This window comes from Prevotella phocaeensis (genome assembly GCF_900065875.1).
In the GTDB taxonomy this organism is placed as follows: domain Bacteria; phylum Bacteroidota; class Bacteroidia; order Bacteroidales; family Bacteroidaceae; genus Prevotella; species Prevotella phocaeensis.
Map to the genome: position 1 here is coordinate 156,854 of NZ_LT160621.1, position 20,489 is coordinate 177,342.

Below are 20,489 nucleotides of genomic sequence, written 5' to 3' on the forward strand. Positions count from 1 at the left end.
CTGCATCTAAAGATATTACAAAGCCCATATAACGGCGTTACATGGCATATCCATCCCCCATAAAGCATACTCCTATCATCCTTCGTCTGTTTTTTCACCGAAATCGATATCTGTTTTTATCAGCCACGTCATCGCAAAAGTAACCGCACAGAGCATCAAAATAACGATGAAAAATCGACGAAAACCGAGCATATCCTTAACATATCCCGACACCATACCACATATCATCAGCCCTAAATAGCCTATACTCTTGCAAATATCGCGACAATATTTGCCGCCAACACCTCTATCCATGTGCGATACACATGCCGTAAACGCCGCATAACCGAAGCCGCAGCCAAACTGTTCGGCATATATACAAGCGCTGATAAGCCATACATTCTCGGGCAGAGCATAACTCAAATAAACATAAACTGCTTTGGGCAACGTAACAGCACATGCCGTTAGCCAAAGCCAACGCTGCAAACCGTTTCTTCGGATGAGCATTCTACCCACAATACCGCCCGTTATAAGCCCGATAACTCCCACGGTTCCACTTGCCAAACCATACTCCTGTGGCGACAATCCGAGCCCTCCGGCAGAACCCGGACGTAACAAAAACGTGTCTGACATCTTAAACAACATGCCTTCGGGCAGGCAGAAAAAAAACAAAAACAGCAAAAACACCGTCAGTTCTTTTACGGAATAGCTGTGCCGAAAAGCAAAATACGCATCATGCATACCATTTCTTATAACCTTAGCACTATATTTTTCCGCCGACGTTTGCCGGGGCAAAACAAGCCCGTGATAAAGCCAAAAGGCGATAAAAATACCGGTCAGTCCGAAAAAAACAAGGCTCCATGTATAAATTTTCTGATTGCGAAACAGCACTTGCAGTATACCTGCAGCAGGTACAAGCAATCCCTTCCCCAATATAATGGCTATATTATAAAATGTATTCCGTATACCTACGTACCACGAACGGTTTTCATCGCCCATTTCAAGCCTACAGTAATCGTTCGCGGCAATACCGTATGTGGCACTCGAAAACGCCATCAGCAAGAAGAAAAACATCGTTCCTTGCACCCAGAAGCTGCCGTTAAGCGTAAAAGCAACGCCGGCCAACGCCGATCCCAGCAACATCTGCATGGCAAGCACCCACCATCTTCTTGTCTGATATAGTTCTATGAACGGTCCGTATAGCGGCCTCAACACCCAAGGCAAGCCCAGCCAACCGGTGTAAAAGGCAATCTGCGTGTCCGACATACCGAGCTGCAAATACATTACTACGGCCAAAGTAACGAGCACAACATGTGGAAGTCCTTCTGCAAAATACAGCGTGGGTGCCCATACCAAAGGCTTTTTTATGTTCATTTACCTATATATTTGCTTAATTTCGGCACCCGGATAATAGTGCAACAATATGCGTTCGTACTCGTATCCTCTCTCTCCCATCACGGCTGCCCCTATCTGGCAGAGGCCTACTCCGTGCCCCCAACCGGCGCCGGTCAGTTCGAATTGTTGCGGAATACCGTCTCTATAGTCGTATTTATCTACCACAAAAGCCGAGCTGTAAAGGTGGTTCTCGCTCAATGCACGCCGTATTTCCAACTCCTTTCCTATGGCAAGCGTGCGCTTCGTTCCTATAATCTTCAGTTTACAAAGACGCCCGCTTTTACCTCTTTCCATAGGAACCAAATCGATTATTTCGCCGAAATCGATACCTAACTTTTTAGCTACGAGGGTGCTCAATTGTTCCTGCGTGTAGACTACGTGCCACCGATAAAAGTCCGAGGTTTCCTGATCATAGTCGTTAAGCACCTGCGAGAGCACCCGTTTATCGTTTGTATTGCAGAATGCCTCGGGACTTCTGCGAATCCATTCCTGTGCATTTGCTTCAACCGTCAGGTCGGGAAGTTCGCCATGTTTTGCATCTACGAGAGCCTTAAGATAGCTCTTCGGCGCATCTTCCCAACAGCATTGAAACTCTTCCACCGCACCTCCGCAGCACTTACTGAAGCGTGCATCGCAAATTTCACCCATGCTGTCGGCCAGTATTTCGCCGCGTGTTGCTCCCACAGCCTGTGCCACGTGGGGACTCGTTTCTTTGGTTATGCCCTGATAGCGCTGGCAATGATCATCGGCACACACATCGAACAAGTCATGATCTTCGCGGTCGTACCATTTAAGTATTTCGTTCTCATTACATACAAACGCAGTTTTCTCACCTTTTGTTTTTCTGCTCTTATCCATTTGTGCAAGCAGCCAACTGCGCGAAATAACGGCATGTGCTTTCAATAGTTCGAGCGAAGATGTGGCGCTCATCTCACTCGAAATAACGCTCTCCAAGTACTTTTCCACCGGCAGGCGGTTAATGGCGAGCACTTTTCCGCCATCTGTAATCAACCTTAACGTACCGAGAAAGGTCTGTGTTTCCTTACGTTCCCAGTGAAAGTTCACGCCTATGGTCACGTCAGACAGCGAAAACGAGGCATCCGGTACAAGCGGTTCAAACAGCAATTCATCGTACATATTGCCATTCCACAATATCTTTTCTCCCGATATTTCCACGCTTTGGGCACCCGTAAATTCAGTGCCTTGGACCGCATAAGGCCTGTTCAATGTGAACCGTATCTGCTCTCCGTTCACGATACCTACCGCAACTTCGGGCTCTTGTTTGTTCTTCATATTTGCTTGTCAGTTACAAAAGTTCTTATTATTCGGTACTTTTAATTATCATACAGCTACCATCTACTTCGGTTAGACATACGCTCTATCTACGGTACAAATATAATACAAAATGTCCGAAAATATGCCCGATTAGCCATTTTTTCACTAACTTTGCCCTTTGAATACGTAGAATAGTAATGCAAAACAGCAAAATACCACTATTAGGCATGACACTTAGCGAACTGAAAACCGTTGCTAAAGAGCTCGAAATGCCCGCATTTACCGGCGGTCAGATGGCCAAATGGCTCTATCGGCAGCACGTTGTAAGCATCGACGACATGACGAATATCTCGAAAAGTAACCGCGAAAAGCTGAAAAAAGCATACACTATTGGCTGCGCATCTCCCATAGACGAGCAACATTCCAACGACGGAACGATCAAATACCTGTTCCCTACAGAGCAGGGAAAGTACGTGGAAACCGTTTATATACCCGATGAAGACCGCGCCACACTGTGCGTTTCGTCGCAGGTAGGTTGCAAAATGAACTGCTTATTTTGCCAAACCGGAAAGCAAGGATATGAGGGGAACCTTACCGCAACAGACATTCTAAACCAGATATATGCACTACCCGAACGCGATAAACTTACCAACATTGTGTTCATGGGGCAAGGAGAACCCATGGATAACTTAGAGAATGTGCTACGTGCCACCAATATATTGACCGCCGATTATGCCTATGCGTGGAGCCCGAAACGTATCACTGTGAGCAGCGTAGGTGTAAGAAACAAGCTCAAGAGGTTCCTCGAAGAGAGCGATTGCCATGTGGCTATCAGCCTTCATTCCCCCATTCATGAGCAGCGTGCTGGCCTTATGCCGGCAGAGGGTGGCATGCCTATCCGAGAAATCGTAGACCTCTTGCACAATTATGACTTCTCTCATCAACGCCGATTATCATTCGAATACATCGTTTTCGGGGGCATCAACGACACACAGACGCATGCTAAAGAAATCGTAAAGCTGCTGAAAGGGCTCGATTGTCGTATCAATCTCATCCGTTTCCACCAAATTCCGAACGTGCCGCTCCGTGGGGCCGACGACAGAACAATGGAGGCTTTCCGCGATTATCTCACTGCTCACGGTCTCTTCACCACGATAAGAGCCAGCCGCGGAGAGGATATCTTTGCAGCGTGCGGACTACTTTCTACGGCCAAAAAGCATGCAGATGAAAAAAACTAAAACCGCGTTTTGCGTAATTACAGCCCTGCTGTTGCTCGTTTCATGCAGCGGTAATCTTTCGTTAAAGCCGGCATCCGGCGGGCACCCGTATAGTGTCTTGGCCGTAGGAGATGTAGATAGTACACTTTTTGCCGTACTATCCAAGGAAGTTAAAGGGCTGCCCCAGCCCGAACCGTCGTTCGATGTATCCGAAATAAACGAACAGAGTTTCAACGCTGCATGGCGACTTTCGCGCAATATCGTTATCGTTCGTATAGACAGTTTGCGCTATCCGTCTGCGCAAATCAGGCAGGAAAAAGACGTTTATGCCCATCCCCAGCTCATTACTTATATCGGTGCACCGACCGCAGATGCACTGAAAATCTTCGCTGTAAAGAATGCAGAGCGGCTGAACACACAGCTGACAGCCTTCGAAATGGGGGCACATATCGCAGCTTTAAAAGTCAAACATAACCCGAAGGCCGAGGAAAAAATAAGACAACTCTTCGGCATCGACATGCTTATACCTGCCTACATGCAGGCTTCCAAGCAGGGAAAAGATTTTATATGGCTGTCGAATAACACCGCAAACGGTATGCAAAATCTCTGCATCTACAGGCTGGAAGGCCCGGCAGACCGTAACTTCATCGCCGTCAGGGATAGCGTAATGCGGGCGAATATCAAGGGAGAAACCGATGATATGTATATGACTACCGTGCCCCGTTCGTGCTATATATCGCAGTCGGGAACCCATTCTAACGGCAGCATACTTATAAAAGGACTGTGGGAGATGCACGGTGATGCTATGGGAGGTCCGTTTGTCAGCCGCGTTATACGCAGCAACGGCGCTACATACATTGCCGAGGCATTCGTCTTCGCCCCCGAAACCAAGAAGCGAAATCTATTAAGACAAATCGAATCTGCTTTATATACAATTAAAACAAAACAATAATGGAAGATAAGAAAATTCGCGTAGCAATAACGCATGGCGATACGAATGGCATCGGTTATGAGATGATATTCAAGGCTTTTGCCGAACCTGAAATGCTCGAACTGTGCACGCCTATCATCTACGGTTCGCCCAAAGTGGCGGCTTACCACCGCAAGGCACTCGACTTAGAGGCCAACTTCAGCATTATCAACAGTGCCGAAGAGGCCTGCAACGGGCGTATTAATCTGCTGCCATGTTTCGATGATGAAGTGAAAATAGATATGGGAACACCCACACAGGAGTCGGGCGAAGCAGCGCTGAAAGCACTCGACAAGGCCATGACAGATTTCCGTCACGATGCTTACGACGTATTGGTAACGGCGCCGATCTGTAATTCTAACGTCAAAGGAGAGGGCTTCAAATTCAAAGGAACCGACAGTTATGTAGAAACATGCATAGGAGACGGTAAAAAAGGACTCGCCCTTTACATCAACAATTCTATGCGTATAGCCACGGTAACCAATGGTGTTGCCCTGAAAGATGTAAGTAATAACATCAGTCAGGAAGGCATCGTAACTAAAGCCAAAATACTTTTCAACGCATTGAAACGCGACTTCCGTATCTCGTGCCCGCGCATTGCAGTGCTTGCACTCAACCCCGATGCCGGCGGTACAGAGGAAGAAAACATCATTAAACCGGCTATTGCAAAGCTCGCAGAGAGCGGTATCAACGCTTTTGGACCGTACCCTGCAGAGCGTTTCTTCGGCAGTACAGACTACGATGCCTTCGATGCTATCTTGGCTATGTACCACGATCAAGGCGCCATACCGTTGCATACGCTGTCGCCATCCGATAATATCAGCCTGCTTACAGGGCTCCCCATCGTGTGCACGGCACCCTATTGCAACGACATATTCTGTACGGATAGGCAACAACTTACCGACGAAAATCCGCTGCGTCAGGCCATTTATCTTGCCATAGACACCTTCCGTAACCGTAACGAATACGACGAACCGATGGGAAACCCCTTACGTAAACTCTATCATGAGAAGCGGGATGAGAGCGAAAAAGTGCGCTTCTCTATCCCCAAGAAGCACGAACAAACAGCGGCATCCGAGCAATAAAGCATGAAAAAGAGATACCAGAACGCCTTTTTCATCTTCGGTATACTGCTGCTGGCTGTCATGGTTACGCAGCTCGATTTTACCGAAGTATGGAACGGTTTGCGGCATGCAGGCTATTGGTTTGCAGCAGTTGTCGTGCTTTGGGCTTTCTTATATCTGTTCAATACGGGCGCATGGTATCTCATCATCAATGCAGGCAACGACGATAAACAGCAGGAACATGTGAGCTTCCGGTGGCTGTATAAGATCACCGTATCGGGCTTTGCGCTGAACTATGCCACGCCCGGAGGACTGATGGGCGGCGAGCCTTACCGCATTATGGAGCTGGCCCCGAAGATCGGAACCGAACGTGCATCGTCGTCGGTCATACTCTATGTAACGACTCACATATTCACTCATTTCTGCTTTTGGCTGCTTTCGTGCGTGCTATATATATGTACCGAGCCCGTAAATCTGCCCATAGCAATGCTGATAGCTGCCGTAGGCGTGTTCTGCATATTGGGTATTTGGTTCTTCATAACGGGCTACCGAAAAGGACTGGCCGTGCGGGCCATGAACATTCTGCGCCACATACCTTACCTAAAGAAATGGGCACAACCGTTCATAGAAAGCCACCGGGAGCAGTTAGACACTATCGACATGCAGATTGCAGCCTTGCACAAGCAAAACAAGAAGACTTTCGTAGCGGCCGTATTCTTGGAAATGACCTGCCGTATATGTTCGGCCTTAGAGGTGTTTTTCATACTGCTGGTGCTCATGCCCAGTGTAAATTACCTGCAATGTATCCTCATTATCGCCTTCACTACACTGTTTGCAAACCTCTTGTTCTTTATGCCTTTGCAACTTGGAGGGCGCGAAGGCGGCTTCTTGATGTCTGTAACAAACATGGGAATGACGGCAAATGCCGGCATTTTTGTGGCCCTCATCGTGCGGTTGAGAGAACTTGTATGGACAGGTATCGGCCTGCTTATGATTAAATTGGATAAGAAGAAATAGCTCCGTTTCTTGCTTTTTCTCCGATTATATGTTGTATATTCCAAAGACACATGGCCTGTCTATGTGCGATAGACAGGCCATGTAAGCAGCATAAGAAGTAGATATAGCTCACCTATCCCTACAACTTATCAGCGGTTCAACACCTTTTTCGTTTTGCCGTCGGCATCTTTTATAATCGTCAGTCCGTGCCCGCGCTGCGGCAATTTGCGCCCGCCAAGGTCGTAATATGCAGCCTCACCGTCTATTACACGCTCCGCATAATGCCTAATTCCACTCGTCACATCCCATTCCAACGATATGACATCCAGCTCCGCACCCTCCATCTGTCGGATATTTCTAACCAATCCGTCGGCTCCGTTTTCATAACTTAGGCTGATATCATCGGCTGCAATGTCGAGTTTATCGGCATAGGTATTGTCCACACGGAAACTGATTTCGCGAAGCAACCCTACCGGAGGCACTCCATAGTTGCCCGCCTGAATTTGTCCGTAAGGTATCATTCCGCCATACGAACAGACGATTACCACCGGACAATACAGCATTGTAAGATGCTTATTCGCGCTTACATCATAATAACCGTAGTCGATGTATCCCGCATAATTGCCGTTTACGGTAATCGTAACCTTAGTTATATTATCGCCTTGCCACGTAAAGGAGTAATGCACTTCGGTATTCTCATTATCGATGGCTGTAACCTCTGTCATGCGTTGCCGGGTATCATATTTGTAACGATAGGTCTTTTGTTTCTCATATTGTACTACTCCACCCATCATATCCATACCGTCTTCCTCCGTTTCCAACGTCTCTTCGGTAATCAATCCATCCTTTATTACCGAGGTTCTTCGCTGGTGCATTTCGTCTCCAAGCACGGTTTCAACAACATTTTCTATCACCCTATCGCTCTCATAGGTAAAGGTAAAGACGGTTTTCCCCATAGGGCCGACGTCTTGGGTGGTTAGAATTGCACGGTCGACCATACCGTTCGGCAGATACGAAAACGTCATCTGCGTATCCGACGAAGTAACTTTAATCAACTTGCTTTCGGCTTTTACACCTGTTACATAAAGCAAAAACAAGAAAAAAAGACTAATTGTGTAGAATTTATTCATCATAAAAATAGATATCGAAAATATTAAAATAAACACATAGCGAAAAAGTAAATTTGGGCAAAGTGTAGCGAATTAGCTGATAGAGCGTTCGTTACGCTTTGTTTTTCTATAGGGCAGAGCCAACGAAATACCACCTCGAAGCCAAACGGTGCAGAAGTTCAGTTACCACCTCGTTACTCCCGTAACGGGTGCAGATTTCTTGCTAAAAGGTTCTGTTTCTGCGTTTTGCGTCGATTTACATAGCTGTCGGTAACTCACTAATAACTAATTTTGTAACCAAAAAAGGAGTGAGTTATGCGTAGTACATTCAAGGTATTATTTTACGTGAAGAAAGGCAGCGAGAAGCCCAACGGCAACCTGCCTCTGATGTGCCGTATCACGGTGGACGGCGAGATTAAACAGTTCAGTTGCAAGATGGACGTTCCCCCACGGCTGTGGGACGTGAAGAACAACCGTGCTTCGGGCAAGAGCGTCGAAGCACAGAGAATCAACCTTGCGGTGGATAAAATCCGTGTGGAGGTAAACCGCCGCTATCAAGAGTTAATGCAGACGGACGGTTATGTTACCGCCGCCAAACTCAAAGACGCCTATCTCGGTATCGGCATCAAGCAGGAAACCTTGCTGAAGCTGTTCGAGCAGCACAACGCCGAATTTGAGAAGAAAGTCGGGCACAGCAGGGCGCAGGGTACATTTACCCGTTATCGGACGGTCTGCAACCATATTCGGGAGTTTTTGCCCCATACCTACAAACGTGAGGATATTCCGTTAAAGGAACTTAACCTCACGTTCATCAACGATTTCGAGTATTTTTTGCGCACGGAGAAAAAATGCCGCACCAATACCGTGTGGGGCTACATGATTGTGTTGAAACACATAGTTTCCATTGCGAGGAACGACGGGCGTTTGCCGTTCAATCCCTTTGCCGGATATATCAACTCTCCCGAAAGCGTGGATAGGGGCTACCTCACGCAAACGGAGATACAGACGCTCATGGACGCACCCATGAAGAACGCCACCCACGAGCTTGTACGGGACTTGTTCGTCTTTTCGGTGTTCACGGGTTTGGCGTATTCGGACGTGAAGAACCTCACCGCCGACCGCCTGCAAACATTCTTCGATGGCAACCTGTGGATAATCACCCGAAGAAAGAAAACCAACACTGAATCGAACATCCGCCTTTTGGACGTTCCCAAACGTATCATCGAAAAGTACAAGGGACTGGCAAGGAACGGTCATGTTTTCCCCGTTCCGAGTAACGGAAGTTGCAACAAGATACTTAAAGAGATAGGCAGACAATGCGGCTTCAAGGTACGTTTGACCTACCATGTCGCACGCCACACGAACGCCACGACCGTACTTCTGTCGCACGGTGTACCCATTGAAACGGTGAGCCGCCTTTTGGGGCATACCAACATAAAGACCACCCAAATTTACGCCAAAATCACCGCCCAAAAGATAAGCCAAGACATGGAAACCTTGTCGCACAAGTTGGAAGATATGGAGAAGAATATCTGCCGAGCTATTTAATTTAATTAAAAACAGCATACCGATGAAAGAAGAAAGGAATATTATCACGATGGACGGGCAGGGCAATATCTTCCTGCCAAGCGATATAGGTGCAACCGCCATGACCGAGTGGGAAATCTGCGAACTGTTCGGGGTTATCGCCCCGACGGTTCGGGCCGGGATAAAGGCACTCTGCAAAAGTGGAGTTTTGAGTATATATGACATAAAGCGCATTATCCGCATATCGGACAGATACAGCGCGGAGGTTTACAACCTCGAAACGATAGCCGCCCTCGCTTTCCGTATTGAATCGTTCGGGGCGGCGAAAGTCCGCAAAGTGTTGTTGGAAAGGATTATAAACGGGCGAAAAGAGAAAACGACGGTATTCGTGTCGGTTGTTTCGGACGGCAAGCCCAACAGCCGTTGGAAAGCATGATGATATATCAACATACCAACATATCAACATACCAACATACCAACATGCAAACCTATCACTATGGTGATATATATTTCAGGTTCTATTTCTCTTTTCAGAGGAAAGCGGAGCAATCATTTCCGTTTACAAAGGCAAAGCAAGCACGGGGCTTTATGTTGGCTAAAAGGTCAAGCGGCTGCGCCGTTTCCCGATAAATCTTCCTCTCGCTTCGCTGCGAGCGTATTTATCGGGAAAACCTTGTATCCGACCGCCCCGTGCAAATGAGCCTTTGAAAACGGAAACGACCACCCCGCCGCCCACCACCGACCGAAAGGGAAAAATAATAAGGTGGAGTTATACGGGTAAGCAGACGGCAGGGACAGCCACCGCGGAAAGGCAGACAGACAGACGGACGGCATGCCGCAGGGTATTTACGAAGAAAATACCATAGCTTATTAGGGAATTTTCCGAGCCGCAATACTACGTATCGCTGAAAATTCCCTAATAAGGCAAGGGGCAAGCCCCTCTGCACACCCCATCGGGGACGGCATTTGCCGCCCCCGAAGATACAAAAAATCATTGTTTCACAAGCCAAAAAAGAAAGGAAGAATATATGGGTTTCGTAGTTTTACACATGGAAAAGGCACACGGCAGCGACAGCGGAACGACCGCACATATCGAGCGTTTCATCATACCGAAGAACGCCGACCCCACACGCACACACCTAAACCGCAGGCTCATCAAATACCCCGACGGGGTGAAAGACCGTTCGGCGGCTATACAGCAGAGATTAGAAAAAGCGGGGCTGACACGCAAAATCGGAAGCAACCAAGTACGGGCTATCCGCATCAACGTATCGGGAACGCACGAGGACATGAAGCGGATAGAGGAAGAAGGGCGTTTGGACGAGTGGTGCGCCGACAATCTGAAATACTTCGCCGACACGTTCGGAAAGGAGAACATCGTGGCGGCTCACCTGCACAGGGACGAGGAAACACCGCATATACACGTTACGCTCGTTCCCATCGTCAAGGGAGAGCGAAAGCGCAGGAAAAGGGAGGAACAGACGAAAAAGCGATACCGCAAGAAGCCGACCGATACCGTGAGGCTGTGCGCAGACGATATTATGACACGGCTGAAATTGAAGTCCTACCAAGATACCTATGCCGAAGCTATGGCGAAATACGGGTTGCAAAGGGGCATAGACGGCTCGAAGGCTCGCCACAAGTCCACGCAGCAGTATTATCGGGATATACAGAAACTCGCCGACGACCTCAAAGCGGAAGTGGTGGATTTGCAACAGCAGAAAGAATCGGCACGGGAAGAACTAAGACGGGCGAAAAAAGAAATACAGACCGAGAAGCTGAAAGGGGCAGCAACCACCGCAGCCGCTAACATCGCCGAGAGTGTCGGTTCTCTTTTCGGCAGCAACAAGGTCAAGACATTGGAAAAAGAGAACACCGCCCTGCATAGGGAGGTAGCCGACCACGAGGAAACCATCGAAGCCCTGCAAGACAGAATACAGAACATGCAGGCAGACCACAGCCGACAGATGGCAGAAGTAGAACGGAAGCACCGCAGGGAGATAGCGGACAAGGAAACGAAGCACAAGGAGGAAATATCTTTCTTGAAAACGGTAATTGCAAGGGCGGCGGCATGGTTTCCCTATTTCCGTGAAATGCTCCGTATCGAAAACCTCTGCCGCCTTGTGGGATTCGATGAAAGGCAAACCGCAACGCTCGTCAAGGGAAAGCCGTTGGAGTATGCGGGGGTACTCTACTCGGAGGAACACGGACGGAAATTCACGACCGAAAAGGCTGGGTTTCAAGTAGTGAAAGACCCGACGGACGGGACGAGATTAGTTCTTGCCATCGACCGAAAACCCATTGCCGAGTGGTTCAAGGAACAGTTCGAGAAGTTAAAGCAGAACATACGCCGACCTATACAACCGCAAAGGAAAGGCAAGGGAATTTAAGTGGAAATAGATAAATAATTAGCTGTACCACAATCGCTAAATTTAAGTCAACCAAATTATTGGCTTGCAATAGTGCTTAAACAAAATAAAAGTAGTAAATTTGCCAAATAATGTCAAGACAATAAAGAGTAAAACTGATGTTTTCAGAGCGCATAAAAGAACTTCGTATTTAAAACCAAATGCTGCAACGTCAATGGGCTGCGGCACTGGATATTGACACTGCAACATATTGCAAAATAGAGAAAGGTGAGAGGGAAGCAAGACGGGAGCAAGTTGAAGCAATTGCCCAAATATTGCAGATTGATAAAAATGAGCTTGTAACATTATGGCTTGCAGATAAAGTTTGCAGGCTTATTAAAAATGAGAATAATGCACTCAGATATTGAAAGTGGCACAAAAAACTTTATAAGTATATGAATAATATTGAAGTTATAGGGAATACCGAACATAAGATAATTCATTCAGATGCAATAATAGCTTTGAATGAAGAAATTGCGGATGAATCGATTGATTTAATATTCGCAGACCCTCCTTATAACATAGGAAAGGATTTCGCAGGTTGTAAAGATAAGTGGGAAACGGATGAAGCTTATTTAGAATGGTGTTATGAATGGCTGAATTTATGTGTTAAAAAGTTGAAGCCATCAGGGGCTTTTTATGTTATGACATCGACACAATTCATGCCGTATTTTGATATTTTTCTACGTAAGAAACTAACAATTCGATCTCGTCTTGTATGGGCTTATGATAGTTCGGGGGTACAAGCTAAACGCTACTTTGGCTCTATGTATGAACCGATTCTTTTTTGTGTAAAGGATAAAAACAACTATACCTTTAATGCTGAAGATATAAAGGTAGAGGCAAAGACTGGCGCAAAACGCAAATTGATAGACTATAGGAAAAATCCGCCACAGCCTTACAATACAGAAAAAGTTCCGGGCAATGTTTGGGATTTCGCACGAGTTAGGTATAGGATGGATGAATATGAAAATCATCCGACCCAAAAACCTATAGCCTTACTTGAAAGAATAATAAAAGCAAGTTCCAAAGTGGGAGATGTTGTATTAGACCCATTTTCTGGTACATTTACAACTTCTTATGTGGCAAAAACTTTAGGGAGGCAGTCGATTGGGATTGAGTTGCAAGAAGAGTATATTAAAATCGGACTTAGACGATTAGAATTAGCAACAGAATACAAAGGATTACCATTAGAAGCATTACAAAAAGTGTATAAACCAACAATATCTACAGATATTCAGCAACCATCATTGTTTTTTTAAACTTATGGAACACAGCTTTACACCTATCATTAAAGATATTTTATTCCGAATATACGGGGAAAATGGAACGGAGATTTACACAAAAAATCTTTTGATTCAATATATAAATGAAAAAACTAAATCTGCAAGTAAAGGTTCTAAATCCCGTTCCAGTTTTGCCAATCTTTATGCTATATATGTTATAATTGAAGATTATATAGCACATAATTTCGATACAAATTCCATGTATAAAAATTATGAAGGAGCGCAATTTTCTCGTTTATTTCAGAGACAACGAGAACTTCCTTTTGGAAGTAAATTGCAAAATCACGCATTGAATAATCGAATGAATGCGGAATTCCAAAAGTTCTTTCCCACATCAGAAATAACTCCTATTTTGCGAAACTTGGAAACTAACCGTTATTGGATAAATGAAAATTTATTAATAGTTGATGTCAATGGGAACCAATATAATATTGCTAAAGCTATTATCGCAATTATAGATGAATATGTGAAAGTTAAGCAAGATTCGTTTCAACGTTTCATCGCACAATGCGAAGAATTACAGGCTATCGAAGATAGCAATAGTGTAAATGTTCATGAGTTTATAATAGGGTTGCTTGCTCCAAATGTTGATGCAAGATTATTTGAGATAGTTAGTTATGCTATTCTCAAATATTACTATAAAGAGCAAACTATTATATGGGGGTATTCTTGGGAAAATTTGAACGAAGAAGCCTTAAAACTTTATAAGACAGGAAGAACAAATGCCAATGATGGAGGTATTGATTTTGTAATGAAACCTTTGGGGAGATTTTTCCAAGTAACAGAAACGTTGGATTTCAAAAAGTATTTCCTTGACATTGAGAAAATAGAAAAATATCCTATTACATTCGTGGTTAAATCGCTTGATGATGTGGGTGTTTTGAAAGATAAATTGTATAAAGATGCTTCCAAAACTTATGTTGTAGAAGATATTGTTTGTAAGTATATGGAATGCATAGAGGAAATTATAAATATCCCAACACTGCTACATCATTTTCAAAGAGTAGAAGATGCAGGGCTGATTTCGAATGTACTCAAAGAGATAATACTTCAAAGTAGAGTTGAGTTTAACTATGAGGATGAATTATAAAAAATAATATGGAAGTTAATATCAAACAAGCATTGAAGATGTTTTTCTCTAAATCGTCATTTGAGATGATTTATTTTGAAGCGTTTGCAAATGCTTTAGATGCAAATGCTACCGAATTCAATATCAATATATCATTGAGTAATTATGGAGAATTGCATAATTTAATAGTTATACTTTCAGATAATGGTGTTGGATTCAATGATGTAAGATTTGGAAAATTTTCCAAATTATTTGATGTTGAAGAACAAAGCCACAAAGGTTTAGGACGCTTGGTCTATTTATGCTATTTTGATAAAGTTGAAGTTAAAAGCGTTTTCGATAATTCAAAACAACGAGTTTTTGAATTTAATGAAGCATTTGATAAAGATTGTACTATAACTGAAATCGAGCCAACACTCAATGGCTCAATTTTTAGAATGAGTGGCTTCACAGGAGAAAGACTTGGCAAAAATGATTATATAAATCCACATTATATAAAGAAAGCTTTATTAGAAAACTTTTATATGAAGTTCTATAAAGCTAAACTTGCTGGCAAACAAATAAGTGTTTATATCAAAACTACCATTGGAGGCTCTTGTGTTAAAGATACAATCAATACAGTTGAATTACCGAATTTTCAAATAAAGCCATTAGGTGCTCAAACAGACCTTTTTAACAAAATTGAATTATATTATAATGTTAGAGAAGTTGCTCCAAAAGAGAGTAATGTCATTACTGCATTAGCAATAGACGAACGTAGCCATAAGATAGATATTATTGCAGGAGAAAATTTGCCAACAGGTTATGAAATGATATTTTTGCTTATGTCTGAATCTTTTCAAGGGAGTGTAGATGGAGCTCGTATAAACTTATCTATACCTGATTCAGACTTAAGTATTATTAAATTCATCTTTCGTAATGCTATTGCAGAGGTTGTAAAAGAACAGTTTCCTCAGATTGAAAGAAATAATAAAAGCAAGGAGAAATACCTAAATGATACATATCCTCATTTAAGTGGATATTTTGAAAATAATGACATTGGATATTCTTCGCAGTCAGATGTATTAAAGAAAGCGCAAGATAAATTTTTTAGAGACCAAAAAGAAATCTTGGGTGCAAAAGAGTTAAATGACGAGCAGTTTGAGAAATCACTTGATTTATCTGCACGAGCTTTAGCGGAATATATTCTGTTTAGACAAAATGTCATAAAAAGAATGCAAACATTAAATGCCAAAAATAAAGAAGCGGATATTCATAACCTTATTGCACCAAAATTTTCCGAGTTCAAGGATGAAAATATCATCACTGATTTGTACAACAATAATGTATGGATTTTTGATGATAAGTTTATGAGCTATTATATGGTATTAAGTGAAGCTGAAATGTCCAAAGTAATTAATGTAATTACGCAAGGTGAGGTTAAAGATAACGATGATGACAGACCTGATATGACATTATTTTTCTCGGAAAATCCACAAATAGAAAATGCCAAAGTTGATGTTGTTGTAGTTGAGCTTAAACGATTGGGTATTAGTGCAGAACAAAATTCGATAGTAGAATTTCAGTTAGATACAAGAACTCAACGTTTAGCCGAATATTATGGTAATCGAGTTCAAAGAATGTGGTTCTATGGAATTGTTGATTTTGACGATAGGTATAGGAAACATCTGATAAATAATGGGTTTAAACCACTATTCTCTAATGGTGAAATGTATTTCCGTTCGAAATCTGTATATTTAGATTTGGATATGAAGCAAAGTGTTATACAAAATGCGTATATTCTTGATTATAAAGCAATGGTAGAAGATGCGGATTCAAGAAATTCCACGTTCTTAAAAATCTTACGGGAACGATTTAAAACAAATCATACAAAATAGACTTGAATTCAAGTCTATTTTGTATCTTTGCATTTAGAAAGAGTTATTTGACAGCATAGTAACGCAAAACGCTGAAATTCGCACAGTTGCTAAATCGTTACCTCTATTTCTCAAATAATTCGCTAAAAGTTTATTTCTCAATCGGTTAAGTCAAATCGATAAAAATCTAAAATAAACAACCACTCACGCCTCCCGTTACCCGAAAGCATGCCATATTCAGTTGGAATAATATCGTTTTCACGAACCTACAGGCCGTATCTTTTTGTAATCCCCCCGTACTCTTCTATGCGTCGATCGCGAAAGAACGGCCACCAACGGCGCACCTGTTCGCCATGATCAAGGTCTATTTCTACCACGGCACTGTCCTCTTCCGTCTCCGAAGCACGGTAATACAGCTCTCCTTGGGGCCCTGCAACGAAGCTACTCCCCCAAAATTGTATGCCTTCAGTTTGCCCCGAAGGATCGTGTTCGAAGCCTACACGGTTGACAGTTACCACGGGTAGCCCGTTTGCAACGGCATGTCCGCGCTGTACAATGGCCCACGCGTCGCGTTGTCTTTGCTGTTCATCGGCCGTATCTCGACTTTCGTAGCCGATAGCTGTAGGATATATCAGCAGTTCAGCGCCTTCTAAGGCCATCAGACGGGCAGCCTCGGGGTACCACTGATCCCAACAAACAAGCACGCCCAGTCGGCCTACGCTCGTTTCAATAGGGTGAAAACCGAGGTCTCCGGGCGTAAAATAGAACTTCTCATAATAGGCCGGATCATCTGGAATGTGCATCTTGCGGTACTTTCCGGCTATGCTGCCGTCGGTATCCAGTACCACTGCCGTGTTATGATATAGGCCCGGAGCCCGCTTTTCGAACAGCGAAGCAACGATAACCACGCCAAGTGTTTTCGCTAAATCGCCGAACACGGCCGTTGAAGGGCCCGGAATAGGCTCCGAGAGATTAAAGTTATCGACCGTTTCCGTTTGACAGAAGTACAACGTATTGTGCAACTCTTGCAGCACAACGAGCTGTGCACCCCGCTTGGCAAGGTCGGTTATGCCCTCTGCCAACCGCATCCGATTGTCTTCCGCCGATGCCGTATTGTGCATTTGCAGCACACCTATCTTTATTTTTCTCATGATGTAGCTATAATATTATAATAATGTGTCTATAACAATACAATAATGTATGCGCGGTAGAACTAAAATATATCCGGCATACAGCCTATTTCTTGTATCACGTTTTGGGGATATTGCATGGTCAGACAGTGCAGGGAACCGTGCTGTTTGATAACTGTACAGGCATCGACGGGTACAAGTTGCCTGTCCGGAAATGCCTGTTGCAGCACTTCGGCAGCCCTCCTATCGTTATCAGGTTGCCTGTAAGTGGGATAAATAAGTCCACCATTCAGGATTACAAAGTTGGCATAAGTGGCCGGCAAGCGCTGTTTATCATCGTCGTAAATGGCATCGGGCATAGGTAGTTTCAGCAACCGATAGGGTTTGCCCTCTATGGTACGAAAGGTACGCAGCTGCTCTTCCAAGGCTTGAAAGTCGGTATATTGCTCGTCTTTGGGGTTATCGCAGCCCACATACAGCAATGTATCGCCCGGAGAAGTACGCACTATGGTGTCTATATGCCCGTCCGTATCGTCGCCGATCAGCCTTCCATGATCTATCCACACAATCCTTTGGACACGCAGCATGGCCTTCAACTTGGCTTCTATCCGCTTTTTATCCAACGGTTGATTACGGTTCGGTGCCTTCAACAGGCAGGAGGATGTGGTGAATACGGTACCTTTACCGTCGGTTTCCACGGCACCTCCTTCGAGTACAAAGTCGGTATGATCTTCATACCCTCCTTTCAGAACGCCCTGATAATATACCTTTCGGTTGATTGCATTATCCAAATGGGCCGCGAATTTGCCGCCCCAACCATTGAAACAGAAGTCGAGCAAGCAACTTTGAGCCTGATATACAGAGGCATGGTCGGCCGGAACAAGGGTGATAAAGGCATGGTCTCGCGCCCATGTATCGTTGTTTTCGGCCCGACAGAACACGATATTCTTGAACAATTCGGCACTTATTTCACGGCGAAGCAGCGCTTCTACGTCGTCTACATGCTGCGCCACGACCAAGAGTTTCTCGTACCTTACGATGGTCTTTGCCATTTCTACAAACGTTGCCGTGATGGCATGCAGACATTCTTTCCAGTCGGTATCGGCATGAGGCCATGTAAGTTGCACGCCGCTTTGGGGGTACCATTCGGCTGGAAACATATAATTACGGCCATTCATCGAGTAGTTTATCATTTGAACAATGTTTTTATTTCACATCGAATACTGATCCCTACCGAAGACAGAGAACGTCTTCTGCTATTGCAAAGATAGGTATTTAAGTCGACATTCGTGCCGCCGAAAATGAAAAAATGTATAATTATCGACCGATTTAAAATTAAACTATTACCTTTGCAAGCATACATTTGCTACGGAACCCTATGCTTGAAATGAAAGAAGTGTGCCTGAATATGGGCGGTAAACAGCTTTTCAATTCTCTTTCTTTTACCGTTAAAGAAGGCGACACCCTATGTGTAAGCGGCTTAAAAGGCTGCGGAAAGACAACGCTATTGCGAACTTTCATGGGATTACAGCAGGCAGAAAGCGGGTACACCACCATAGACGGCGAGCTGATAACGCCACTTTCGGCCGCTTATTTCAGGCAGAAGATGGCTTATCTCCCACAAGATTTGCGCCTGCAGGGCACAACCGTGGCAGAACTTTTTATGACCTTTGCTGCTTTGCATGCCAACGAAAAGCAGCAATTTTCTAAAAATAAACTGTTTGCAGACTGGAAGCAATTGGGCGTAGACAACGGTATGTGGGGCCGAAAGCTATCGAATATAGACAGTAGCACGCTGCAACGCATTCTGTTATCGGTTGCAACAGCGCCGATACGCAGCATGTTTTTGCTCGACGAACCGACATCTGAACAGGACGACGATGGCGCCGAACGGATAAAAAACTACCTGACAGCACTGAAAAACAATACGTCTATCATGATCATAGCGACAAACGACGAACGTATAAAAGATATTTTCAACAAGCACATCGTGCTTGGAAACCAATCATAAAATAGAGAAACGAAGATGGAAATAACGGTATTGGGCCTTGCCTTGGGCATGCTGTTGCTTGTGCTGCCACTGTACATACTTTATTATTACCGCATAAATATATGGCAGAAGTTGGCTAAAGGACTCTTAAAGATGCTGGTCGTTATGGCGCTTACGGCCTTGTTTCTGAAATACATCATAGAGATGAACAACACATTCGTCAACATTTTGTGGTTCTTACTGATGGCTGCAGCCGCCTCGGCAGCCGTAATCGTGAAGGCAAGACTGCACCTGCGCAGCTTTCTGATGCCCGTTTTTGCAGGCGTAACGGTAGGTTCTCTCATAACCGGACTCTACCTGTTGTTCCTCTCGCTGGGTATCGAAAATCCCATAGACGGGCGTTTCTTCATCCCTATTATGGGGTTGCTCATCGGCAATATGATTACCGTAAACAGCAAAGCCTTGGCCACTTATCATGCAGGAACGAGCTATCACGCCCAACTCTACGACTATCTGTTGGGCAATGGCGCTACATATACCGAGGCTACCCGATACATCGTGCGCCGCACCATAGAGAAAACAGCACTGCCGAACATCGCCCATACGGCGGGTATTGTGGTAAGCTCGTCGCCCGTCATTATGTGGACGATGATCCTCGGCGGCACAAGTGCGGTCAGTGCAGCGGCAATCCAAGTTCTAATCATTGTAGCTATGTTCTGCTCATCCCTTATGTCTATGGCCGTTACACTGTGGGTTTATCGCCGTTACACCATAGGTGTATGAGCCCTGAACAGACGTTCTGTCTGCAACATTGATGCAAATCAAACCATTTGACACAAGTCAAAATATGAGGGGTATGGCCGGTTTTTTCCGGTTATTCTCTTCTTTTACATGCCGCAAGTAGTTACTTTTGCACTCGTCTTCAATATTATACCGCTTCAAATCGGTAATATATGCAATAGGTATTAAGCACAAAGGATGTGAAGAGGCATCCCACATGGATAACGTAATTTTAGCATAGAAAGGTAAAAAGATTATGAGAGAAATGACAAAAAAGTTTATAAAAAACAGAACATTTAGAAGATTTTGCGTAGAAATCTTGAGTATGTACAACGCCGGAAGAGCAAACATACTGGCATAAGTACAATAGAGAAATAACGGAAACCGGTCTGAATTTCAGGCCGGTTTTTTGTGCCTGTGCCTCACGATATGCCCGAA

The 20,489-nt window shown here is 44.4% G+C and carries 18 protein-coding genes; 13 read left to right on the forward strand and 5 right to left on the reverse strand.

Annotation, left to right across the window (positions count from 1 at the left end):
• Positions 1–75: 75 nt before the first annotated feature.
• Positions 76–1,353 (reverse strand): MFS transporter, encoded by a 1,278-nt coding sequence (locus BN3912_RS03055; protein ID WP_023984460.1) that lies wholly within the window; start codon positions 1,351–1,353, stop codon positions 76–78.
• Complete coding sequence (locus tag BN3912_RS03060; protein WP_023984459.1) at positions 1,354–2,667, reverse strand: SpoIID/LytB domain-containing protein; 1,314 nt, start codon at positions 2,665–2,667, stop codon at positions 1,354–1,356. It abuts the gene before it with no gap.
• A 179-nt stretch (positions 2,668–2,846) separates the two neighbouring features.
• On the opposite strand from BN3912_RS03060, the gene rlmN reads away from it, so the two are divergent.
• Genes rlmN through BN3912_RS03080 form a run of 4 tightly spaced genes read left to right on the forward strand, consistent with a single transcriptional unit; the run spans position 2,847 to position 6,917 of the window.
• Positions 2,847–3,887, forward strand: coding sequence for a dual-specificity RNA methyltransferase RlmN (gene rlmN, locus BN3912_RS03065; RefSeq protein WP_023984458.1), 1,041 nt, complete (start codon positions 2,847–2,849; stop codon positions 3,885–3,887).
• Positions 3,874–4,818 carry a DUF4837 family protein gene (locus BN3912_RS03070; RefSeq protein ID WP_023984457.1) on the forward strand — a complete coding sequence of 315 codons (945 nt, stop codon included), beginning with the start codon at positions 3,874–3,876 and terminating at the stop codon, positions 4,816–4,818. The genes rlmN and BN3912_RS03070 overlap by 14 nt, the downstream gene beginning before the upstream one ends.
• Complete coding sequence (locus BN3912_RS03075; protein WP_023984456.1) at positions 4,818–5,921, forward strand: PdxA family dehydrogenase; 1,104 nt, start codon at positions 4,818–4,820, stop codon at positions 5,919–5,921. Before BN3912_RS03070 ends, BN3912_RS03075 begins: the two co-directional genes overlap by 1 nt.
• Positions 5,922–5,924: 3 nt before the next feature.
• Positions 5,925–6,917 carry a lysylphosphatidylglycerol synthase transmembrane domain-containing protein gene (locus BN3912_RS03080; RefSeq protein WP_023984455.1) on the forward strand — a complete coding sequence of 331 codons (993 nt, stop codon included), beginning with the start codon at positions 5,925–5,927 and terminating at the stop codon, positions 6,915–6,917.
• A gap of 128 nt (positions 6,918–7,045) precedes the next feature.
• On the opposite strand, the gene BN3912_RS03085 is transcribed toward BN3912_RS03080, so the two are convergent.
• Entirely contained in the window at positions 7,046–8,029 is a 984-nt protein-coding gene (locus BN3912_RS03085) for a hypothetical protein (RefSeq protein WP_023984454.1), read from the reverse strand.
• A 291-nt stretch (positions 8,030–8,320) separates the two neighbouring features.
• Here BN3912_RS03085 and BN3912_RS03090 point away from each other — a divergent pair, with 291 nt between their 5' ends.
• The 7 genes from BN3912_RS03090 (at position 8,321) to BN3912_RS03120 (ending at position 16,172) form a co-directional block, all read left to right on the forward strand.
• On the forward strand, positions 8,321–9,553 hold the full coding sequence (locus BN3912_RS03090) for a site-specific integrase (RefSeq protein ID WP_023984453.1): 1,233 nt from the start codon (positions 8,321–8,323) through the stop codon (positions 9,551–9,553).
• A gap of 22 nt (positions 9,554–9,575) precedes the next feature.
• A complete protein-coding gene (locus BN3912_RS03095) occupies positions 9,576–9,968 on the forward strand; it encodes a hypothetical protein (RefSeq protein ID WP_023984452.1) in 393 nt (130 codons plus the stop codon).
• A gap of 592 nt (positions 9,969–10,560) precedes the next feature.
• Entirely contained in the window at positions 10,561–11,922 is a 1,362-nt protein-coding gene (gene mobV, locus BN3912_RS03100; RefSeq protein WP_023984451.1) for a MobV family relaxase, read from the forward strand.
• Between the two features lie 179 nt (positions 11,923–12,101).
• Entirely contained in the window at positions 12,102–12,308 is a 207-nt protein-coding gene (locus BN3912_RS03105) for a helix-turn-helix domain-containing protein (RefSeq protein WP_023984450.1), read from the forward strand.
• A 27-nt stretch (positions 12,309–12,335) separates the two neighbouring features.
• The gene (yhdJ, locus tag BN3912_RS03110; protein ID WP_023984449.1) at positions 12,336–13,202 is read left to right on the forward strand and encodes an adenine-specific DNA-methyltransferase; all 867 of its coding nucleotides are present in this window, start codon (positions 12,336–12,338) and stop codon (positions 13,200–13,202) included.
• 4 nt (positions 13,203–13,206) lie between these two features.
• Positions 13,207–14,316, forward strand: a complete 1,110-nt coding sequence (locus BN3912_RS03115) for a hypothetical protein (protein WP_023984448.1) — start codon at positions 13,207–13,209, stop codon at positions 14,314–14,316.
• An 8-nt stretch (positions 14,317–14,324) separates the two neighbouring features.
• Complete coding sequence (locus tag BN3912_RS03120; RefSeq protein ID WP_023984447.1) at positions 14,325–16,172, forward strand: ATP-binding protein; 1,848 nt, start codon at positions 14,325–14,327, stop codon at positions 16,170–16,172.
• 245 nt (positions 16,173–16,417) lie between these two features.
• Here BN3912_RS03120 and BN3912_RS03125 read toward each other — a convergent pair whose 3' ends face one another.
• The gene (locus BN3912_RS03125; RefSeq protein WP_023984446.1) at positions 16,418–17,302 is read right to left on the reverse strand and encodes a carbon-nitrogen hydrolase; all 885 of its coding nucleotides are present in this window, start codon (positions 17,300–17,302) and stop codon (positions 16,418–16,420) included.
• 62 nt (positions 17,303–17,364) lie between these two features.
• Positions 17,365–18,474, reverse strand: coding sequence for an agmatine deiminase family protein (locus BN3912_RS03130; RefSeq protein WP_023984445.1), 1,110 nt, complete (start codon positions 18,472–18,474; stop codon positions 17,365–17,367).
• A 185-nt stretch (positions 18,475–18,659) separates the two neighbouring features.
• On the opposite strand from BN3912_RS03130, the gene BN3912_RS03135 reads away from it, so the two are divergent.
• Both BN3912_RS03135 and BN3912_RS03140 read left to right on the forward strand, forming a co-directional pair.
• Positions 18,660–19,292: an ATP-binding cassette domain-containing protein gene (locus BN3912_RS03135; protein WP_023984444.1), complete on the forward strand. Its 633-nt coding sequence runs from the start codon at positions 18,660–18,662 to the stop codon at positions 19,290–19,292.
• Between the two features lie 15 nt (positions 19,293–19,307).
• Positions 19,308–20,054 carry an ABC transporter permease gene (locus BN3912_RS03140; protein ID WP_023984443.1) on the forward strand — a complete coding sequence of 249 codons (747 nt, stop codon included), beginning with the start codon at positions 19,308–19,310 and terminating at the stop codon, positions 20,052–20,054.
• Positions 20,055–20,489: the final 435 nt, after the last annotated feature.

Bases quoted from the DNA above. Each gene is read 5' to 3' on its own strand.
- BN3912_RS03055 (WP_023984460.1), bottom strand. From the start codon at position 1,353: ATGAACATAAAAAAGCCTTTGGTATGGGCACCCACGCTGTATTTTGCA.
- BN3912_RS03060 (WP_023984459.1), bottom strand. From the start codon at position 2,667: ATGAAGAACAAACAAGAGCCCGAAGTTGCGGTAGGTATCGTGAACGGA.
- rlmN (WP_023984458.1), top strand. From the start codon at position 2,847: ATGCAAAACAGCAAAATACCACTATTAGGCATGACACTTAGCGAACTG.
- BN3912_RS03070 (WP_023984457.1), top strand. From the start codon at position 3,874: ATGAAAAAAACTAAAACCGCGTTTTGCGTAATTACAGCCCTGCTGTTG.
- BN3912_RS03075 (WP_023984456.1), top strand. From the start codon at position 4,818: ATGGAAGATAAGAAAATTCGCGTAGCAATAACGCATGGCGATACGAAT.
- BN3912_RS03080 (WP_023984455.1), top strand. From the start codon at position 5,925: ATGAAAAAGAGATACCAGAACGCCTTTTTCATCTTCGGTATACTGCTG.
- BN3912_RS03085 (WP_023984454.1), bottom strand. From the start codon at position 8,029: ATGATGAATAAATTCTACACAATTAGTCTTTTTTTCTTGTTTTTGCTT.
- BN3912_RS03090 (WP_023984453.1), top strand. From the start codon at position 8,321: ATGCGTAGTACATTCAAGGTATTATTTTACGTGAAGAAAGGCAGCGAG.
- BN3912_RS03095 (WP_023984452.1), top strand. From the start codon at position 9,576: ATGAAAGAAGAAAGGAATATTATCACGATGGACGGGCAGGGCAATATC.
- mobV (WP_023984451.1), top strand. From the start codon at position 10,561: ATGGGTTTCGTAGTTTTACACATGGAAAAGGCACACGGCAGCGACAGC.
- BN3912_RS03105 (WP_023984450.1), top strand. From the start codon at position 12,102: ATGCTGCAACGTCAATGGGCTGCGGCACTGGATATTGACACTGCAACA.
- yhdJ (WP_023984449.1), top strand. From the start codon at position 12,336: ATGAATAATATTGAAGTTATAGGGAATACCGAACATAAGATAATTCAT.
- BN3912_RS03115 (WP_023984448.1), top strand. From the start codon at position 13,207: ATGGAACACAGCTTTACACCTATCATTAAAGATATTTTATTCCGAATA.
- BN3912_RS03120 (WP_023984447.1), top strand. From the start codon at position 14,325: ATGGAAGTTAATATCAAACAAGCATTGAAGATGTTTTTCTCTAAATCG.
- BN3912_RS03125 (WP_023984446.1), bottom strand. From the start codon at position 17,302: ATGAGAAAAATAAAGATAGGTGTGCTGCAAATGCACAATACGGCATCG.
- BN3912_RS03130 (WP_023984445.1), bottom strand. From the start codon at position 18,474: ATGATAAACTACTCGATGAATGGCCGTAATTATATGTTTCCAGCCGAA.
- BN3912_RS03135 (WP_023984444.1), top strand. From the start codon at position 18,660: ATGCTTGAAATGAAAGAAGTGTGCCTGAATATGGGCGGTAAACAGCTT.
- BN3912_RS03140 (WP_023984443.1), top strand. From the start codon at position 19,308: ATGGAAATAACGGTATTGGGCCTTGCCTTGGGCATGCTGTTGCTTGTG.